The sequence below is a fragment of the Bacillus massilinigeriensis genome (assembly GCF_900117315.1).
GTDB lineage: Bacteria > Bacillota > Bacilli > Bacillales > Cytobacillaceae > Bacillus_BE > Bacillus_BE massilionigeriensis.
Genome location: NZ_LT630337.1, coordinates 2,832,240 through 2,850,822, shown reverse-complemented (window position 1 = coordinate 2,850,822; position 18,583 = coordinate 2,832,240). Strand labels below are relative to the sequence as shown.

Sequence of the window (18,583 nt, the reverse complement as noted above, 5' to 3'; positions counted from 1 at the left end):
TGAAATGCAATCGGTCATGATTGTAGGGGCGGGCACTGGTGGAATATCTATTTTGAAGATATTGAAGGAAACAGATGTGTTGAATGTAGTGGTAGTTGCAGATCATAATCCAAATGCCCCTGGATTGAGATTTGCAGAAAATGAAGGGATAACGACGACAATCGATTGGCGTCCCTTTTTAACAAGTCAGATAGATATTGTCATTGAGGTGACAGGGGATCAGCAATTATTCAATGAGTTAAGGGCGGCTAAAAGCAAAAATACAGTTTTGATTCCTGGAAGTGTTGCCTATTTAATTGCCAAATTAATGGAGGAAAAAACGGATTTAATATCCATGCTTAGAAATGAATCCTATAAGCATGATTCTATGCTGCAAGCAATCATTGAGTCTAGCGAGGAGGCTATTTCGGTTGTGGACGAAAATGGAAGAGGGATATTAATCAATCCTGCCTACACAAGGCTTACTGGATTAACTAAGGACGAAGTGATAGGAAAGCCTGCAACTGCAGATATTTCTGAAGGTGAAAGTGTACATATGCAAGTATTGCAAACCAAGAAGGCTGTTAGAGGAGTACCTATGAGAGTTGGCCCGAATAAAAAGGAAGTAATCGTGAATGTAGCTCCTGTTATCGTAGGTGGAAAGGTAAAGGGTAGTGTTGGGGTTATTCAAGATATGTCCGAAATCAAAAATTTAAACAGGGAATTAATACGCGCGCGGCAAATTATTCGAAAGCTTGAAGCCAAGTACACCTTTGAAGACATTATTGGAAATTCGGAAGAAATGAAAATAGCTATTGGACAAGCAAAGCTTGGAGCCAGCACACCGGCAACTATTCTGTTAAGGGGAGAATCAGGAACAGGGAAGGAATTGTTTGCACATGCGATCCATAATGAGAGTGAGCGGAGATACAATAATTTTATTCGTGTGAATTGTGCGTCATTAACTGAATCCTTGCTTGAAAGCGAATTATTTGGTTATGAAGAAGGGGCCTTTAGTGGTGCAAAGAGAGGCGGAAAAAGAGGTCTATTTGAGGAAGCCAATAACGGTAGTATTTTTTTAGACGAAATCGGTGAATTAACGGCGAATACCCAAGCGAAACTATTAAGAGTATTGCAGGAAAGAGAAATCGTTAGGGTTGGGGGAACAAAGGCAATCCCAATAAATGTTCGAGTAATCGCGGCTACAAATGTCAATCTTGAAAAGGGAATAGCAAATCGAACCTTTAGAGAGGACCTTTATTACCGTTTAAACCGGATGCCCATACATATTCCCCCATTAAGAAATCGAATGGAAGACATTCCTTTGTTATGTGCGAGGTTAATCCAAAAAATCAACTCGGATTACGGAAGAAATGTTGAAGGGATATCTGAACATGCCATGCAGCTTTTAATGCAATATCATTGGCCAGGAAATGTAAGGGAATTGGAAAATATATTAGGGCGAGCGATTATATTTATGGACAACCATGAGAAGGTAATAAACACGATTCATGTACCAAATATGATGATTCAGCCCCAAATGCCAAATTTTCCATCTGAGTCCTTCTCTTCAATGAACGAAGAAGTTCCACTCTCGAAGATGGTTGAAGACTACGAAAAAACAATCATTGAAAAAATGTTAAAAAAGAATTTAGGCAATAAAACATTAACTGCAAAAAATCTTGGATTATCCATTAGAAATTTATATTATAAAATCGAAAAGTATAACATTGCAAATAATAGCGTGCAATAAATTTCATAGTATGCAAAATCATGCAGGATGCTTCCTGAATTATATAGTGTTTCTCACAACAATTAGAGTTGGCACAATAATTGCATAATATAAAATGAGTGTTGTAACGCGGAAAATGAGGATAAGCAAAATGAAATTAGAATCACTTTATAAACAAGCAATCGAAGGTAACCATACGGTTGCAGTTGCTGCAGCAGAAGACTCTGAGGTGATTGAAGCTGTTACACAAGCAATAGAAAAAGATTTAGCTGACTTTATGCTATTTGGTGATAAAGAAAAAATCTTAGAATTACTAGAAGAAAAGGGTACCCATTTCATTAATCACAAAAGGATTAAGGTTTTCCATACAAATTCAAAAGTTATTGCTGCTGAACAAGCCGTTAGGGCGGTAAGGTTAAACGAGGCAAGTGTTCTAATGAAAGGTCATCTTCCGACGGCTATGATGTTAAAAGCAGTGCTAAATAAGGAATTTGGATTAAGAACAGGAGACGTATTATCTCATGTCGCTGTCTTTGAGATACCTGGGTATGACCATTCAATCATTATTACGGATGCTGCAATGAATATTGCCCCAGATTTACAGCAGAAGGCACAAATTATTCACAATTCCGTTAATATTGCTAAGAGTATAGGAATTGGGATGCCCAAAGTGGCTATTATAGCCGCAGTTGAAGAAGTGACCCCTTCCATGCAAGCTACGATAGATGCAGCCTCTTTAACAGTAATGAACAAACGTGGGCAAATTAAGGATTGTATCATTGACGGACCACTTGCGTTAGATAACGCGATTTCTATTGTTGCTGCAGAGCAAAAAGGCATTCAAAGTGATGTAGCCGGTCAAGCGGATATTTTATTAGTTCCTACAATAGAAGTTGGCAACACTTTATACAAATCATTGATATATTTTGCGGGTGCAAAAGTCGGTGCGGTAATTGCAGGAGCAAAAGCGCCAATTGTCTTGACCTCGAGAGCAGATAATGCTGAAAGCAAATTAAATTCGCTGGCATTAGCTATCTGCTCTGTACAAAATAATCATGTTTAAAGAAATTAGGAGGAAACAACATGGAAATCTTCAAATATTTAGAGAAATATGATTATGAACAATTAGTATTTTGTCAGGATAAACAATCAGGTTTAAAGGCTATTATAGCTATTCATGATACAACATTAGGACCTGCTTTAGGTGGTACTCGTATGTGGACATATGAATCAGAAGAGGCAGCCATTGAGGATGCCCTTCGGTTGGCAAAAGGAATGACCTATAAAAATGCTGCAGCGGGGTTAAACCTTGGAGGGGGAAAGACGGTTATTATCGGAGATCCTCGCAAGGATAAAAATGAAGAAATGTTTCGAGCATTCGGACGGTACATTCAAGGTTTAAATGGCCGCTACATTACTGCTGAAGACGTTGGAACTACTGTTGCGGATATGGATATTATTCATGAGGAAACAGATTATGTAACTGGTATTTCTCCTGCGTTTGGTTCTTCAGGAAATCCGTCCCCAGTCACAGCATATGGAGTTTATCGTGGGATGAAGGCAGCTGCTAAAGCAGCATTTGGAACGGACTCCCTTGAGGGGAAGGTTATTGCCGTGCAAGGGGTAGGAAATGTGGCCTTTAATCTTTGTCGTCATCTGCACGAAGAAGGTGCAAAATTAATCGTTACGGATATTAACAAGGATTCTGTTAATCGTGCTGTAGAAGAATTTGGTGCAAAAGCGGTTGATCCAAATGAGATTTATGGTGTTGACTGTGATATATATGCTCCTTGTGCATTAGGAGCTGTTATTAACGATGATACTATTCCATTAATTAAAGCAAAGGTCATTGCAGGTGCTGCCAATAATCAATTAAAGGAAGCACGTCATGGTGATCAAATCCATGAGATGGGAATTGTTTATGCCCCTGATTATGTCATTAATGCTGGTGGTGTAATCAATGTGGCCGATGAGTTATATGGTTATAATTATGACCGTGCAATGAAAAGAGTTGAATTGATATATAACAATATTGAAAAGGTCATTGAAATTGCCTCTCGCGACGGAATCCCAACTTACTTGGCAGCCGATCGTATGGCTGAAGAGCGAATTGAAAGAATGCGAAATTCAAGAAGCCAATTTTTACAAAATAGTCATCATATATTAAGTCGTAGATAATTAAGGACTAACAAGGCCAAGGCTGGCTTAATGAAGGAACTGTCCCCCCATTTCACAAATTGTGTCCACCTGAGGGATACTTCGTTAAGTTCAGCCTTTTTATGTATAATAGTCTTGTATCCTTCTGGGAAAATTGTGATGATTTGGAAATATTGGGGGTTTATGAATTTGCAAGAAATACAGTTTCAGGTTCTAGTTATTAATCCAGGCTCCACCTCAACAAAAATTGGAGTATTTCAAAGTGATCAAACGATTTTTGAAAAAACAATTAGACACGATCTAGAAGTAATCCATAGGTTTGATTCGATTATTAATCAATATGAATATCGAAAAGAAACTATTTTGGAAGCATTGCGCAAGGAAGGTATAGATATTTCAAAGTTTGATGCAGTCTGTGGTCGCGGGGGGTTATTACGTCCAATTGAGGGGGGGACCTACGCTGTCAATCAAGCAATGCTAGAGGATCTAAAAGTAGGCTATTCCGGTCAGCATGCATCAAATCTAGGTGGAATTCTTGCTTATGAAATAGCAACAGGGCTAAATATCCCATCCTTTATTGTTGATCCGGTTGTTGTGGATGAAATGGCATCTATTGCAAAAATATCTGGTTTTCATTTAATCGAGCGAAAAAGTATTTTTCATGCATTAAATCAAAAGGCTGTCGCAAGAAAAGTAGCCGAACAGTTAGGGAAAAAATACGAGGAGCTAAATTTAATCGTTGCTCATATGGGTGGGGGAATCACTGTTGGGGTACATAAACATGGAAGAGTCATTGATGTGAATAACGGATTAAATGGAGAAGGTCCTTTTAGCCCTGAACGTGCTGGAACTGTTCCTGCAGGTGATTTAGTCACTTTAAGTTTTTCAGGGGAATATTATTTTGAAGAAATCATGAAAAAGCTGGTTGGGCAGGGTGGATTAGTAGGCTATCTAGGGACCAACGACGCATTAGTAGTTGAAAAGCTAATTGAGTCCGGAAATGAGAAGGCAAGATTAGTCTATTCTGCTATGGCATATCAGGTTGCAAAAGAGATTGGTGCGGCAAGCTGTGTATTATCAGGTCATGTGGATGCCATTATTTTGACTGGCGGCCTCGCCTATGGGAAGAAATTTGTAGAGGAAATTAGTAATCGTATTCATTGGATTGCTGATTGCATTGTTCACCCTGGGGAAGATGAGCTACTAGCATTGGCCGAGGGTGCCTTACGAGTTCTTCGCGGCGAAGAAAAAGAAAAAGAGTATCCTGGAAACTATTGGATAAAAGCTTCAGACGAGGAGGAGACAGAATGGCAGTGGAATATGATGTAGTGATATTGGGTGGGGGAACTGGTGGATATGTGGCCGCTATTAGAGCTTCTCAGTTAGGGTTAAAAACAGCTATTGTTGAAAAAGAAAAGCTTGGTGGAACATGTCTCCACAAAGGGTGTATTCCTAGTAAAGCTCTTCTTAGAAGTGCGGAAGTTTATAGAACAACGAAAGAAAGCGAGAAATTTGGTATTGAAGCCAATGATGTGACCCTTCATTTTGCAAAGGTTCAAGAAAGAAAAATGAAAATAGTTGACCAACTCCACAAGGGCGTTCAATTTTTAATGAAGCAAGGGAAGATTGATGTTTATGAGGGTACAGGGAGGATTTTAGGCCCATCCATTTTTTCACCAATGGCTGGAACGATATCTGTTGAGATGAATAACGGATCTGAAAATGAAATGCTAATACCTAAAAATCTCATTATCGCAACTGGGTCTCGCCCACGAACCTTGCCTGGATTAGAAATCGATGGTGATAAGGTGCTCACCTCTGATGAAGCATTAGTTATGGAGGAGTTACCAAAATCAATCATCATCATCGGTGGCGGGGTTATTGGAATTGAGTGGGCATCCATGCTTCACGACTTTGGTGTGGAAGTCACTGTTATTGAATATGCAGACCGAGTGATTCCTACTGAAGATAAAGAGATATCCAAGGAAATGCAGCGTTTATTGAAGAAAAAAGGGGTAAAACTGGTAACAAGTGCTAAGGTACTTCCTGAAACACTAAAAAAAGAAAATAACGTCTCAATCACCGCTGAAGTAAAAGGGGAACAAAAGGAATTTTCAGCTGAGAAGATTCTTGTTTCTGTCGGACGCCAAGCAAATGTAGAAGGTATTGGTCTCGATAATACTGAAATTCAGGTTGAAAAAGGGTATATTGCCACAAATGAATTTTATCAAACGAAGGAATCACATATGTATGCAATTGGTGATGTAATCGGGGGATTACAGCTTGCGCATGTTGCCTCACATGAGGGGATACTCGCGGTGGAGCATATCGCAGGTGAAAATCCAACTCCAATGGACTATAGCCTTGTTTCCAAATGTATATACAGTGCACCAGAAGTGGCAAGCGTAGGTTATACAGAAGAGGAAGCAAGGGAAAAGGGTTATGAAATTAAAGTTGGGAAAATCTCCTTTAAGGCAATTGGAAAGGCGCTTGTTTTCGGTGAATCAGATGGTTTTGTAAAGATCATTGCAGACATCAAAACAAATGATATTCTTGGTGTCCATATGATTGGGCCACATGTAACAGATATGATTTCTGAAGCAGGCCTTGCCCGTGTATTGGACGCAACTCCTTGGGAGGTAGCACATACGATACACCCACATCCAACATTGTCTGAAGCTATAGGTGAAGCAGCATTGGCTGTTGATGGTTTAGCTATTCATTCTTAAGCAAGATTAGCTAAGTGAATATATGAAACCCAAACACATATAGGCAATTGTCATAATACTTTATACAAAGAAGATCTCGCTTTACATAAATCTTTAGGAGGGATAAAAATGGGTGAAAATCGCCATCAGGCATTAGGGTTAAGCGATGAAAAAGTTATGGAAATGTTTGAAACCATGCTTTTGGCAAGACGCATTGATGAACGGATGTGGCTATTAAATCGAGCTGGGAAAATACCATTTGTTATTTCTTGCCAAGGCCAAGAGGCTGCTCAAGTTGGCGCTGCATTTGCACTTGATAAAGAAAAGGATTATGTTCTCCCTTATTATCGCGATATGGGAGTTGTATTAACATTTGGAATGACAGCGCGTGAACTGATGTTATCAGGTTTTGCAAAAGCAGGAGATCCAAATTCCGGTGGGAGACAAATGCCAGGCCATTTTGGCCAAAAGAAAAATCGAATTGTCACTGGTTCCTCACCTGTAACAACACAAGTTCCTCATGCAGTAGGAATTGCTCTTGCTGGAAAAATGGAAGGCAAAGATCTAGTTACATTTGTCACGTTTGGAGAAGGGTCATCAAATCAAGGGGATTTCCACGAAGGAGCAAATTTTGCAGGAGTACACAAATTGCCGGTCATATTTATGTGTGAAAACAATAAATATGCTATCTCAGTTCCAATAAATAAACAGTTAGCTTGTGAAAAGGTGTCTGACCGTGCAATTGGATACGGAATGCCAGGAGTGACGGTTAATGGTAATGATCCACTTGAAGTTTATCAAGCGGTGAAGGAAGCCGCAGATAGGGGTCGTAAAGGGGAAGGCCCGACATTAATCGAAACCGTTTCCTATCGGTTAACACCTCACTCATCAGATGATGACGACAGAAGCTATCGTGAACGAAATGAAGTGGAAGAAGCGAAAGCGAAGGATCCAATTTTAACCTTTGCTGCCTACCTTAAAGAGGTTGGACTCTTAAATGATGAGAAAGAAAAGGAAATCAATGATCGGTTAATGAGTATCGTGAATGAAGCGACGGACTTTGCCGAAAATGCTCCTTATGCTGAGCCGGAGCATGCATTGAAATATGTATACGCCGAATAAGTTAGGGGGATAAAGATGGCTGTAATTTCTTATATAGATGCCGTGACGATGGCGATTCGTGAGGAAATGGAAAGAGATGCCCGTGTGTTCGTATTAGGTGAAGACGTAGGAAGAAAAGGTGGGGTTTTTAAAGCGACCCAAGGTCTATATGAAAAATTTGGTGAGGCGCGCGTGATTGATACACCTCTTGCTGAATCAGCAATTGCAGGTGTTGGAATCGGTGCAGCAATGTATGGAATGAGACCAATTGCTGAAATGCAATTTGCTGACTTTATTATGCCAGCAGTCAACCAAATCATATCTGAGGCTGCTAGAATTCGTTATCGTTCGAATAATGACTGGAATTGTCCTATCGTAATTCGTGCTCCATATGGTGGGGGTGTCCATGGTGCATTGTATCACTCTCAGTCAGTGGAAGCGATATTTGCAAATCAACCTGGATTGAAAATTGTTATGCCATCCACACCTTATGATGTAAAAGGATTATTAAAGGCAGCTATCCGTGATGAAGACCCAGTTTTATTCTTTGAGCATAAACGGGCATACCGATTAATAAAAGGCGAAGTACCGGATGATGATTATGTCCTCCCAATCGGAAAAGCGGAAGTAAAAAGAGAGGGTGAGGATTTAACCGTAATAACTTATGGATTATGTGTTCATTTCGCCCTACAAGCAGCCGAAAAGCTAGCAAGAGATGGAATTTCAACCCATATTTTAGATTTACGAACGATTTATCCATTAGATAAAGAGGCTATCATTGAAGCTGCTTCCAAGACAGGTAAGGTATTATTGGTTACAGAGGATAATAAAGAAGGAAGCATCATTAGTGAGGTATCTGCAATCATAGCTGAAAACTGCTTATTCGATCTTGATGCACCAATTAAGCGTCTAGCAGGTCCGGATGTTCCAGCGATGCCATATGCTCCTACAATGGAAAAATTCTTTATGGTAAGCCCTGAAAAGGTAGAAAAGGCTATGCGTGAGCTTGCAGAATTTTAAACGGAATACTCCTATCATAGAAATAGAGATATTTATTGTAAACCTGATGAATAAAGCGACAAGGAGGTATGCACATTGGCTTTAGAACAAATAAAAATGCCACAATTAGGGGAAAGTGTAACAGAAGGAACCATAAGCAAGTGGCTTGTATCCGTAGGAGATAAAGTGAATAAGTATGATCCCCTTCTCGAGGTCATGACTGATAAAGTAAATGCAGAAGTACCATCCTCCTTTAATGGAGAAATTAAAGAATTGCTAGCGGATGAAGGCGATACATTATCGGTTGGAGAAATCCTTTGTACCATTGAAGCACAGGATCAAGGTACCTCACAATCTCATAATCCAACTTCCGCCAATGCAATGGAAGAAAAGGAAAGTAGCTCCGATGGTTTATTAAGTGAAAAGTCGAAAAAAGCCCGATATTCTCCAGTTGTATTAAAAATCTCACAAGACCACGGAATCGATTTAAACAAAGTAAAAGGCACTGGTGCAGGAGGAAGAATAACAAGAAAAGACTTATTAACCATCATTGAATCTGGAAACATTCCAACTAAGGAAGGAAGTTTACAAGAATCAAAGTTAGTATCTGAAGAACGAAACAACCCAATTGGAACCCCTACTCAAACAATAGCTTCTCAAACAATTTCTCCAATGGATCAAACAAAGCCAGTAGAAAACGTGTCATCATTACCTGGAGATATCGAAATACCGGTTACTGGTGTCCGAAAGGCTATTGCGGCCAACATGTTGCGCAGCAAGAATGAGGTACCACATGCATGGACAATGGTAGAAGTAGATGTAACAAATCTTGTTGAACTTCGTGAATCAATGAAAGATGAGTTTAGGAAGAATGAAGGGTTTAATCTCACCTTCTTTGCCTTCTTTGTAAAAGTAGTTGCCCAAGCTCTTAAAGAATTTCCACAAATTAATTCTATGTGGGCAGGAGATAAAATTATCCAAAAAAGAGACATTAACCTCTCAATCGCTGTTGCTACAGATACTGCGCTCTTTGTTCCGGTTATTAAGCATGCAGATGAAAAGTCGATTAAAGGAATTGCAAGGGAAATTAAAGAACTGGCAGATAAAGCAAGAAGTGGTTCATTACGCCCTGATGACATGCAAGGTGGTACGTTTACAGTGAATAATACAGGCTCATTTGGCTCTATCCAGTCAATGGGAATGATTAATTATCCTCAAGCAGCAATATTACAGGTTGAATCGATTGTAAAAAGACCTGTAATTATGAACGGTGGAATAATCGCTGTAAGAGACATGGTTAATTTATGTCTATCCCTTGATCATCGAATCCTCGATGGACTAATATGTGGTCGCTTCCTACAACGAATAAAGGAGAAGCTAGAGAACATATCAAAGGATAATACTCCAATTTATTAATGAGGCTGACTCAAAAGGTTGTTGTATGACGACTCTTTTGGGTCTCCTCATTTTTCTATTATAAAATAATAATTACCCACTATTCATTTCGGTTGTTTCGTGTGTATACTAAAATAGAGATAAAATTATAAGATTTAGAATGTTTTTATAATTAAAAGAAAACCTATATTGGAAGGGAGGGAGTGCTGTCTGTTTTGGCAGCTCAAAATGAGTATAGAAAATATGAAGCATAGTACGTTTGCAAAAAAAACAGTTGATAATTGGTCTCAAAAAGCAGAAGAAACGTTAAAGGGGAAATCTATTCAAACACTTAAAAGACACACCTATGAAAACATTGATTTGAAACCGCTTTACACGAGCGCTGACTTAGAAAATCTCAAAATCTCAGAATTTCCAGGTGGTGGAGATTTTCGAAGGGGAACCTCTTCTTTAGGGTATGTCACACAAGAATGGAAAATTGCCCAAAAGCTTGTAGCCAATAATGGCGTTGAATTGCAAAAAAAAATAGAAACTGCCTTTAAAAAAGGTCAATCTTCTATTTCCTTTGAATTAAAACGTGAGTTCATTCCTGAACTATCGTCTATTTTAGAAGATAAATATTTACAATATCCTTTTAGTCTTGATGCAGAAGAGATGCAAGACGAATTCATTTCTGAATTGGTTCAACTAAAAAACAGCCATGAGGTAAGTGGATATATTGCAATGGATCCTCTTGCAATACTTGTATCATCTGGAGCGCTAAAGGAAGAATTAAGTCATCTCTATCGACATTGGTCATCTACGATAAAAAATGCAGATAAAGGATTGCCCAAATTAAAAACGATTTTAATAGATACCACTCCATATCACAATGGAGGGGCAAATGCTATTCAAGAGATTGCCTTTGCTCTATCATCCGCTGTCTTTCATATTGAAAACCTGAAAAAGAACGGGCTAGAAGTGGAAACTATTTTTGGGAAAATTGTTTTTAAATTTGAGATTGGAGCGAATTTCTTTATTGAAATCGCCAAGCTCCGCGCCGCAAGATTACTTTGGAGCAAAATAGCAGAGAGCTATGGAGTAGGGGAAGAAGATAGAAAAATGACCATAGCTGCAGAAACCTCTCATTTTACTAAAACGGTATATGATCCATATGTGAACCTACTTAGAGCAGGAAATGAAGCCTTCGCAGCTGTACTAGGCGGTATTGATTATTTACACGTAACTCCATTTAATGAGGTATTTGAGGAAGTTGATTCCTTTTCAGACCGACTTGCCCGTAATACCCAGCTTATTTTAAAGGAAGAAGCCTTTTTAACCAAAGTGGTTGACCCTTCAGGAGGCTCCTGGTATGTTGAATATTTAACAAATGAGCTATCGAAAAGAGCGTGGACTCTATTTCTTGAAATTGAGGACAAGAATGGCATATTTGATTGCCTTTCTTCCGGTTGGATTCAGGAACAAGTGAATCTAGTACGTGAAAAGAAGGAACAAGATGGTTTTACGAGAAAACAAAGTATTATTGGAACAAATATATATGCCAATCTATCTGAACAGGTAAAAGTACAAGATAAAAATAGTATGGAAAACATACCGGATAAACAAATTGAACCAATTAAAGCTACCAGACTGGCAAAGCCATTCGAACAATTACGTCAAAAAGCTGAACAAATGGATCATGTTCGGGTAGGATTAATATGCCTTGGTGAATTAAAGAATCATAAAGCAAGAGCAGACTTTATATCAGGCTTTTTAGCACCAGGCGGGATTGTCGCCCAAAAAAGTGAAGCTGTTTATTCGCTGAATCAAGCCATTCATTTTATCAATGAAACGAAGGCTAGCCACTATTTTATTTGTGGTAGCAATAAACAATATGATGCTACAGCCCTTCAATTGGTCGAAGGGATTCATAAGGATTCTCCGGAAACCTCTCTATATTTAGCAGGGGTCCCTGATGAAGCGAAAGAAGAATGGTTGCAAGCCGGAATAAAACAATTCATTCATTTGAGAAGTAACTGCTATGAATTTCTTTCAACCCTTTTAAACGAAATGCAGGTGAAGAATCATGAGTAAACCTAATTTTAAAGATATATCTATCGAAAATGTTCCGTCCTTATCAATGGAAGAATGGATGGCAAAAGCAGAAGAAGAAGTAGAGAGTTCAATAGATGATTTGCTATTTGAAACAAACGAGCAAATCAAACTAAAGCCACTGTATACCGATGATGATCGAAATGGGTTAGAGCATGTGGACAGTCTCCCAGGATTACCTCCGTACACGAGAGGACCTTATCCTACGATGTATGTAAATCGTCCATGGACCGTTCGTCAATATGCAGGGTTTTCTACTGCTGAAGAGAGCAACGCCTTTTATCGTCGAAATCTTGCAATGGGACAAAAAGGGCTGTCCGTTGCCTTTGATTTAGCAACACATCGCGGGTACGATTCCGATCACCCACGTGTTGTTGGGGATGTTGGAAAAGCTGGTGTTGCTATCGATTCTATTTTGGATATGAAAACCCTTTTTGACGGCATACCGCTTGATCAAATGTCTGTTTCGATGACAATGAATGGTGCGGTATTGCCGATTATGGCATTTTACATTGTTACAGCAGAAGAACAGGGTGTAAGTCAAGAAAAGCTTTCAGGAACTATCCAAAATGATATTTTAAAAGAATACATGGTTCGGAATACGTACATTTATCCACCTGAAATGTCAATGAAGATAATCGCAGATATTTTTGAATATACTTCCACTTATATGCCCAAGTTCAATAGTATAAGTATTTCGGGATATCATATGCAGGAAGCGGGAGCACCTGCAGATATTGAGTTAGCATATACATTAGCCGATGGTCTAGAATATGTAAGAACGGGAATAAAAGCTGGAATTAATATTGATTCCTTTGCACCAAGATTATCCTTCTTCTGGGCCATTGGAATGAATTATTTCATGGAAGTAGCGAAAATGAGGGCTGGAAGATATATTTGGGCAAAAATGATGAAAACCTTTGAGCCTAAAAATCCAAAAGCGTTGGCCCTTCGTACTCACTCACAAACATCCGGCTGGAGCCTAACAGAACAGGACCCATTTAATAATGTTATTCGGACATTGATTGAGGCACATGCTGCAGCAATGGGACATACCCAATCCCTTCATACGAATGCTCTGGATGAGGCAATTGCTTTGCCAACCGATTTTTCGGCTCGAATTGCTCGTAATACCCAGCTTTATCTTCAGGAGGAGACAGGGATTACGAATGTCATTGATCCATGGGGAGGCTCCTACTATGTTGAAGCCTTAACCAATCAATTAATTGAAAGAGCCTGGAAGCATATAGAGGAAATTGAAAGCTTAGGTGGGATGGCCAAAGCCATTGAAACTGGTCTACCAAAAATGAGAATAGAAGAGGCGGCCGCAAGGAGACAGGCTCAAATTGACTCTGGAAAAGAAACGATCATTGGAGTCAATCGTTATCGTTTAGAACAGGAAGAAGCCATTGAAATACTAGAGGTTGATAATACAGCGGTTCGCGAAAAGCAAATTGAAAAATTAAATCAATTAAAAGCAACCCGTGATGAGGAGAAGGTAAGGATTGCCTTAGAGGCCATCACAAACGCAGCAGAGTCAGGTGAAGGAAATTTATTAGCGCTTTCCATTCAAGCGGCAAGAGTGAGGGCAACACTCGGAGAAATATCCTCTGCAATCGAGAAGGTGGCAGGTCGTCATAAAGCGACTATTCGCTCCATAAGTGGAGTTTATAGCTCTGCCTTTTCAAATGAAGAGGAAATAGCCGAAGTGAAAAAATTAACCGATGAATTTTTAGAGAACGAAGGCAGAAGACCTCGGATTTTAATTGCAAAAATGGGGCAAGATGGTCATGACCGTGGTGCAAAAGTTATTTCTACAGCATTCGCAGACCTAGGCTTTGACGTAGATATCGGTCCACTTTTCCAAACACCAGAAGAAACTGCTTTGCAGGCAGTAGAAAATGATGTTCATGTGGTTGGAATGAGTTCATTAGCAGCAGGACATAAAACGCTTTTACCTCAGTTAATAGAGGAGCTTAAAAAACTTGGACGTGAAGACATATTAGTCGTTGTCGGAGGAGTCATTCCTGCACAGGATTACCAATTCTTATATGAAAACGGGGCAGCTGCCATTTTTGGTCCAGGAACCGTTATTCCCGTTGCAGCACAAAAAGTTGTTCGTGCTATATATGAAAAACTTGGCTATGAGGAAGTGGCTCAAATACATGAGTGAAGATAAGAAGCCTGAATGGGCTGACCCAGAAAATCCGGATTCATTCTCTACCGTGATTCGAAAAGGAATCTCGAGAAAAGAGGAAGATGTGGTGGTGGAAAGAACTACCCATTTTCAGAAAAAAGTGCAAAATGCCCCAACAATAGATGAATTATATGAAGGTGTACTTGCAGGGAATCGGAGTCTGATTGCAAGGGCAATCACCTTGATTGAGAGCAATGCGGAGCATCATTATAAGAAATCTCAAGAGCTACTCCAAAAACTATTACCACATTGTGGAAAATCGATCAGAATTGGGATTACGGGGGTTCCTGGTGCTGGTAAAAGCACATTCATTGAGGCTTTTGGTACTTACTTATGTGATTTAGGGCTTAAGGTGGCTGTTCTCGCAATTGATCCTAGTTCAAGTATTAGTGGAGGAAGTATTCTTGGTGATAAAACTAGAATGGAACAGTTGGCACGAAACCCAAGGGCTTATATTCGTCCCTCGCCTTCTGGTGGAAAACTTGGAGGCGTTCATAGAAAAACACGAGAAACGATGCTCATATGTGAAGCAGCTGGATTCGATTGTATCCTTATAGAAACGGTCGGTGTCGGTCAAAGCGAAGTGATTGTTCGGAATATGGTAGATTTCTTTATGCTACTTGTTTTAACAGGTGCAGGTGATGAATTACAGGGCATGAAAAAAGGGATTATGGAAATCGCTGACACCATTATTGTGAATAAAGCGGATGGCCCAAATCAAATGAATGCTCTAAAGACCAAGGAAGAGTATAATCGGATATTACATTTTCTTCAGCCAGCAACAAAAGGCTGGGAGACAAAAGCGCTTTCTTGCTCCTCCATTACCAACGATGGGATAGAGGCTATTTGGGAAATGATTCAAATGTTTATTAAAAACACAAAGTCCACTGGAGTTTTTCATGATCGACGCAGGGAACAAACGAAGGATTGGATTTATTCCATGATTACCGATCAACTGCAGGCTAGCTTTTTTCAAAACGCGGAGGTTAAGAAGTTATTACCGAAGATTGAAAATGAAGTTATATGTGGTGATCGAACTGTCACCTCGGCAGTAGAAAATCTTTTTGAAGTATATTACAGAACATCCATAAAAAAATAGAGCAACGGAAATGATTGGTTGCTTCCAAAAAAGCTGGCGTATGAATGTCAGCTTTTTTGGATAGAAAAATAAATGGAATAATAGATTAACATGTAAGTAGGAAAATCATATTAATAAGGTTGTTATATTTGAAAATAATTATTCATTATTGTTATCATAACCATATAATAAAATATAGTTATTTAAGGAGCGAAGAGCATGAATATGGATTTTAATCTTTTTATGAATGATGTCGTACGCCAAGCTCGTCAGGAAATTGTATCAGTAGGCTATAAGGAATTAAAAACAGTGGAAGAGGTTGATGAGGCGCTAAATCAACAAGGGACTACTTTAGTAATGGTCAATTCAGTTTGTGGATGTGCTGGGGGAATTGCACGACCAGCAGCAGCCCATTCGTTACATTATGATAAGAGACCAAATCACTTAGTTACTGTTTTTGCAGGGCAGGACAAAGAGGCAACGGAAAAAGCACGTTCCTATTTTACTGGTTTTCCACCATCCTCTCCCTCCTTTGCGCTATTAAAGGATGGAAAGCTCTGCAAAATGATTGAGCGCCATGAGATTGAAGGTCATGAACCTATGGAGGTTGTTCAAAAATTACAAAATGCCTTTGAAGAGTTTTGTGATGAAGTATAACGAATAGTCATAAATCATGAATTGGAAGTTTTTTCAAATCCCCGAGAAATCGGGGTTATTTTTTTTCTTAGGGTAAAATATTCTAAAATAATGAATAATTATTTATAAATAATATTTTTATTGCATAAATATAAATATGTGTTAAAATACATTTTATTGCATAGTTATTAATTCTGAAATTGAAATCATTTTATCTTGCATAAGATATGATTATTACCTTTAGGTAAACAAAAAAATAATTTTCATATAATTATAGGAGGAAAATTAATAATGAAAAAAGCCGTATCGATTATGTTCATGAGCATATTTCTAGTTGGGATATTAGCTGCATGTGGAGCAAATGATAAAAGTAGTGAAAAGAATGGGAAAGATTCAAAGGTAATTGTTATGGGTACTTCAGCAGATTATCAACCATTTGAATATGTTGATACAGCTAAAAGTGATGAAATTATAGGTCTTGATGTCGATATAGCAAAGACAATAGGAGAAAAGCTAGGATACACAGTTCAAGTTAGAGATATGGACTTTAATGGATTAATTCCTTCCATTGAAGCAAAGCAAGTTGATTTTGTTCTTGCTGGTATGACACCAACTGAAGAAAGGAAAAAGAATGTAGATTTTTCAGATGTGTATTATCAAGCAAAGCATATGATCGTAACAAAAAAGGATAGCAAAGTTAAAACCTTAGTGGATCTTAAAGGAAAAACAGTTGGGGTTCAACTTGCTTCAGTCCAAGAAGAAGAAGCAAATAATATTAAGAAGGATATTAACATAAAAATCGAAAATCGAAATCGTATACCTGAATTAATTCAAGAAATCAAGGCTGGCCGTTTTGAAGCAGCCATTATAGAAGATACTGTTGCTAAAGAATATTTCAAAAAGAATAAGGATCTTGATGGTTTTACCATTGAAGGGAATGCAGAGGACGCCGGGTATGCCATTGCGTTTCCAAAAGACAGTAAGCTAACGAATGATTTTAATCAAGCATTAATCGAAATGAAAGAGAACGGTGAAATCGACAAGCTAATCGTGAAATGGTTTAACAAGTAAAGAATCTACTAAGGTGTTTTTTCACCAAAGTAATTTATTCAAAAATTTGAGAGGAGGTTCTTTATGAATCTAGATTTCACCCCCATCCTCCCATCTGTCCCTTATATTTTAAAAGGAATCGGTGTTACCCTTCAAATAGTCATCATTGCTGGGTTAATAGGGTTTGTACTAAGCATACTGCTCGCGCTTTTAAAAATTAGCAATATACGAATATTAGGCTGGTTTGCGGATGCATATACTTCCATTTTTCGTGGGACGCCTTTAGTATTACAGCTTATGCTAATTTACTTCGGCTCTCCACAAATCGTTGGATATCAAATTGAACCGTATGTTGCTGCTATCATTTCATTTGGTCTTAATTCAGCAGCCTACATTTCAGAGATTATTCGCGCCGGAATAATGGCAGTTGATAAGGGTCAAAGCGAGGCTGCCATTGCATTAGGTGTGCCTTATAGAAAAATGATGTTGAATATCATCTTACCGCAGGCCATGAAAAATATCCTGCCAGCTCTAATGAATGAATTTATTTCCTTAACAAAAGAGTCTGCGATTGTAACGACCATTGGTGTAGGTGATATTATGCGCCGAGCCTATATTGTTGGAGGGGACAAGTTCTCTTTCTTTGAACCACTCTTAATTGCAGGATTAATTTATTATTTAATGGTAATCTCCTTAACATTCATTGGAAAAGCAATTGAAAGGAGAATGAGAAGAAGTGATTAAGGTTGAAGATTTGCATAAATCGTTCGGAAAGCTTGAAGTGTTAAAAGGAATTTCAACCTTCATTAATGAAGGAGAGGTTGTTGCTATTATTGGACCTTCAGGGTCTGGAAAATCGACCTTTCTAAGGTGCATGAATCTACTTGAAACTCCGACAAAAGGTCAGATTTGGATTGGAAATCAAGAAATTACCGATAAGAAAACGAATATTATGAAGATTCGTCAAAATGTAGGGATGGTTTTTCAGCATTTTCATTTATTCCCTCATAAAACAGTCCTTGAAAATTTAACCTATGCACCAATGAAAGTAAAAGGAATTTCTAAGTCAGCTGCTGAGAAGAATGGATTAGAGCTTTTGGAAAGGGTTGGTCTATCTTCGAAGGCAAGTGAGTACCCAAATCGTTTATCTGGAGGACAAAAACAGCGTGTTGCCATAGCAAGAGCGCTTGCCATGCAACCGGAGGTCATGCTCTTTGATGAACCAACCTCCGCATTGGACCCAGAGATGGTTAAGGAAGTCCTTGAGGTCATGAAATCATTGGCACATACTGGCATGACAATGGCGATTGTCACACATGAAATGGGCTTTGCCAAGGAAGTAGCGGATCGTGTTTTGTTTTTAGACGGTGGGGTACTATTAGAGGATTCAACCCCAAACGAGTTTTTCACAAAGCCAAAAAGTAAAAGAGCTTCTGAATTCTTGCAAAAAATGCTTTAAT

At 38.7% G+C, this 18,583-nt stretch carries 15 protein-coding genes; all 15 read left to right on the top strand.

Annotation, left to right across the window (positions count from 1 at the left end; translation table 11 throughout):
• Positions 1 to 4 precede the first annotated feature (4 nt).
• The 15 genes from BQ6100_RS14200 (at position 5) to BQ6100_RS14130 (ending at position 18,582) form a co-directional block, all read left to right on the top strand.
• Positions 5 to 1,732 carry a sigma-54 interaction domain-containing protein gene (locus BQ6100_RS14200; RefSeq protein WP_075982246.1) on the top strand — a complete coding sequence of 576 codons (1,728 nt, stop codon included), beginning with the start codon at positions 5 to 7 and terminating at the stop codon, positions 1,730 to 1,732.
• 130 nt (positions 1,733 to 1,862) lie between these two features.
• Positions 1,863 to 2,774 (top strand): phosphate butyryltransferase, encoded by a 912-nt coding sequence (gene yqiS / locus BQ6100_RS14195; RefSeq protein ID WP_075982245.1) that lies wholly within the window; start codon positions 1,863 to 1,865, stop codon positions 2,772 to 2,774.
• Between the two features lie 20 nt (positions 2,775 to 2,794).
• Complete coding sequence (bcd, locus tag BQ6100_RS14190) at positions 2,795 to 3,889, top strand: branched-chain amino acid dehydrogenase (RefSeq protein ID WP_075982244.1); 1,095 nt, start codon at positions 2,795 to 2,797, stop codon at positions 3,887 to 3,889.
• Between the two features lie 168 nt (positions 3,890 to 4,057).
• The gene (gene buk, locus BQ6100_RS14185; RefSeq protein ID WP_075982243.1) at positions 4,058 to 5,197 is read left to right on the top strand and encodes a butyrate kinase; all 1,140 of its coding nucleotides are present in this window, start codon (positions 4,058 to 4,060) and stop codon (positions 5,195 to 5,197) included.
• Positions 5,176 to 6,597, top strand: a complete 1,422-nt coding sequence (lpdA, locus tag BQ6100_RS14180) for a dihydrolipoyl dehydrogenase (protein WP_075982242.1) — start codon at positions 5,176 to 5,178, stop codon at positions 6,595 to 6,597. The genes buk and lpdA overlap by 22 nt, the downstream gene beginning before the upstream one ends.
• Positions 6,598 to 6,705: 108 nt before the next feature.
• Entirely contained in the window at positions 6,706 to 7,698 is a 993-nt protein-coding gene (locus tag BQ6100_RS14175) for a thiamine pyrophosphate-dependent dehydrogenase E1 component subunit alpha (RefSeq protein ID WP_075982241.1), read from the top strand.
• Positions 7,699 to 7,713: 15 nt separating this feature from the next.
• The gene (locus tag BQ6100_RS14170; protein ID WP_075982240.1) at positions 7,714 to 8,697 is read left to right on the top strand and encodes an alpha-ketoacid dehydrogenase subunit beta; all 984 of its coding nucleotides are present in this window, start codon (positions 7,714 to 7,716) and stop codon (positions 8,695 to 8,697) included.
• A 75-nt stretch (positions 8,698 to 8,772) separates the two neighbouring features.
• On the top strand, positions 8,773 to 10,092 hold the full coding sequence (locus tag BQ6100_RS14165; protein ID WP_075982239.1) for a dihydrolipoamide acetyltransferase family protein: 1,320 nt from the start codon (positions 8,773 to 8,775) through the stop codon (positions 10,090 to 10,092).
• 207 nt (positions 10,093 to 10,299) lie between these two features.
• The gene (locus tag BQ6100_RS14160) at positions 10,300 to 12,144 is read left to right on the top strand and encodes a methylmalonyl-CoA mutase subunit beta (protein ID WP_075982238.1); all 1,845 of its coding nucleotides are present in this window, start codon (positions 10,300 to 10,302) and stop codon (positions 12,142 to 12,144) included.
• Positions 12,137 to 14,335, top strand: a complete 2,199-nt coding sequence (gene scpA, locus BQ6100_RS14155) for a methylmalonyl-CoA mutase (RefSeq protein ID WP_075982237.1) — start codon at positions 12,137 to 12,139, stop codon at positions 14,333 to 14,335. Before BQ6100_RS14160 ends, scpA begins: the two co-directional genes overlap by 8 nt.
• Positions 14,328 to 15,458, top strand: a complete 1,131-nt coding sequence (gene meaB, locus BQ6100_RS14150; protein ID WP_075982236.1) for a methylmalonyl Co-A mutase-associated GTPase MeaB — start codon at positions 14,328 to 14,330, stop codon at positions 15,456 to 15,458. Before scpA ends, meaB begins: the two co-directional genes overlap by 8 nt.
• A 198-nt stretch (positions 15,459 to 15,656) precedes the next feature.
• A complete protein-coding gene (locus BQ6100_RS14145; RefSeq protein ID WP_075982235.1) occupies positions 15,657 to 16,094 on the top strand; it encodes a BrxA/BrxB family bacilliredoxin in 438 nt (145 codons plus the stop codon).
• A gap of 270 nt (positions 16,095 to 16,364) precedes the next feature.
• Entirely contained in the window at positions 16,365 to 17,144 is a 780-nt protein-coding gene (locus BQ6100_RS14140) for a transporter substrate-binding domain-containing protein (protein WP_075982234.1), read from the top strand.
• Positions 17,145 to 17,207: 63 nt separating this feature from the next.
• Entirely contained in the window at positions 17,208 to 17,867 is a 660-nt protein-coding gene (locus BQ6100_RS14135) for an amino acid ABC transporter permease (protein WP_075982233.1), read from the top strand.
• A complete protein-coding gene (locus BQ6100_RS14130) occupies positions 17,860 to 18,582 on the top strand; it encodes an amino acid ABC transporter ATP-binding protein (RefSeq protein WP_075982232.1) in 723 nt (240 codons plus the stop codon). Before BQ6100_RS14135 ends, BQ6100_RS14130 begins: the two co-directional genes overlap by 8 nt.
• Position 18,583 lies beyond the last annotated feature (1 nt).

Excerpts from the sequence above, each read along its gene's own strand:
- BQ6100_RS14200 (WP_075982246.1), top strand. The coding sequence starts at position 5 with ATGCAATCGGTCATGATTGTAGGGGCGGGCACTGGTGGAATATCTATT.
- yqiS (WP_075982245.1), top strand. The coding sequence starts at position 1,863 with ATGAAATTAGAATCACTTTATAAACAAGCAATCGAAGGTAACCATACG.
- bcd (WP_075982244.1), top strand. The coding sequence starts at position 2,795 with ATGGAAATCTTCAAATATTTAGAGAAATATGATTATGAACAATTAGTA.
- lpdA (WP_075982242.1), top strand. The coding sequence starts at position 5,176 with ATGGCAGTGGAATATGATGTAGTGATATTGGGTGGGGGAACTGGTGGA.
- BQ6100_RS14175 (WP_075982241.1), top strand. The coding sequence starts at position 6,706 with ATGGGTGAAAATCGCCATCAGGCATTAGGGTTAAGCGATGAAAAAGTT.
- BQ6100_RS14170 (WP_075982240.1), top strand. The coding sequence starts at position 7,714 with ATGGCTGTAATTTCTTATATAGATGCCGTGACGATGGCGATTCGTGAG.
- BQ6100_RS14160 (WP_075982238.1), top strand. The coding sequence starts at position 10,300 with ATGAGTATAGAAAATATGAAGCATAGTACGTTTGCAAAAAAAACAGTT.
- scpA (WP_075982237.1), top strand. The coding sequence starts at position 12,137 with ATGAGTAAACCTAATTTTAAAGATATATCTATCGAAAATGTTCCGTCC.
- meaB (WP_075982236.1), top strand. The coding sequence starts at position 14,328 with ATGAGTGAAGATAAGAAGCCTGAATGGGCTGACCCAGAAAATCCGGAT.
- BQ6100_RS14145 (WP_075982235.1), top strand. The coding sequence starts at position 15,657 with ATGAATATGGATTTTAATCTTTTTATGAATGATGTCGTACGCCAAGCT.
- BQ6100_RS14140 (WP_075982234.1), top strand. The coding sequence starts at position 16,365 with ATGAAAAAAGCCGTATCGATTATGTTCATGAGCATATTTCTAGTTGGG.
- BQ6100_RS14135 (WP_075982233.1), top strand. The coding sequence starts at position 17,208 with ATGAATCTAGATTTCACCCCCATCCTCCCATCTGTCCCTTATATTTTA.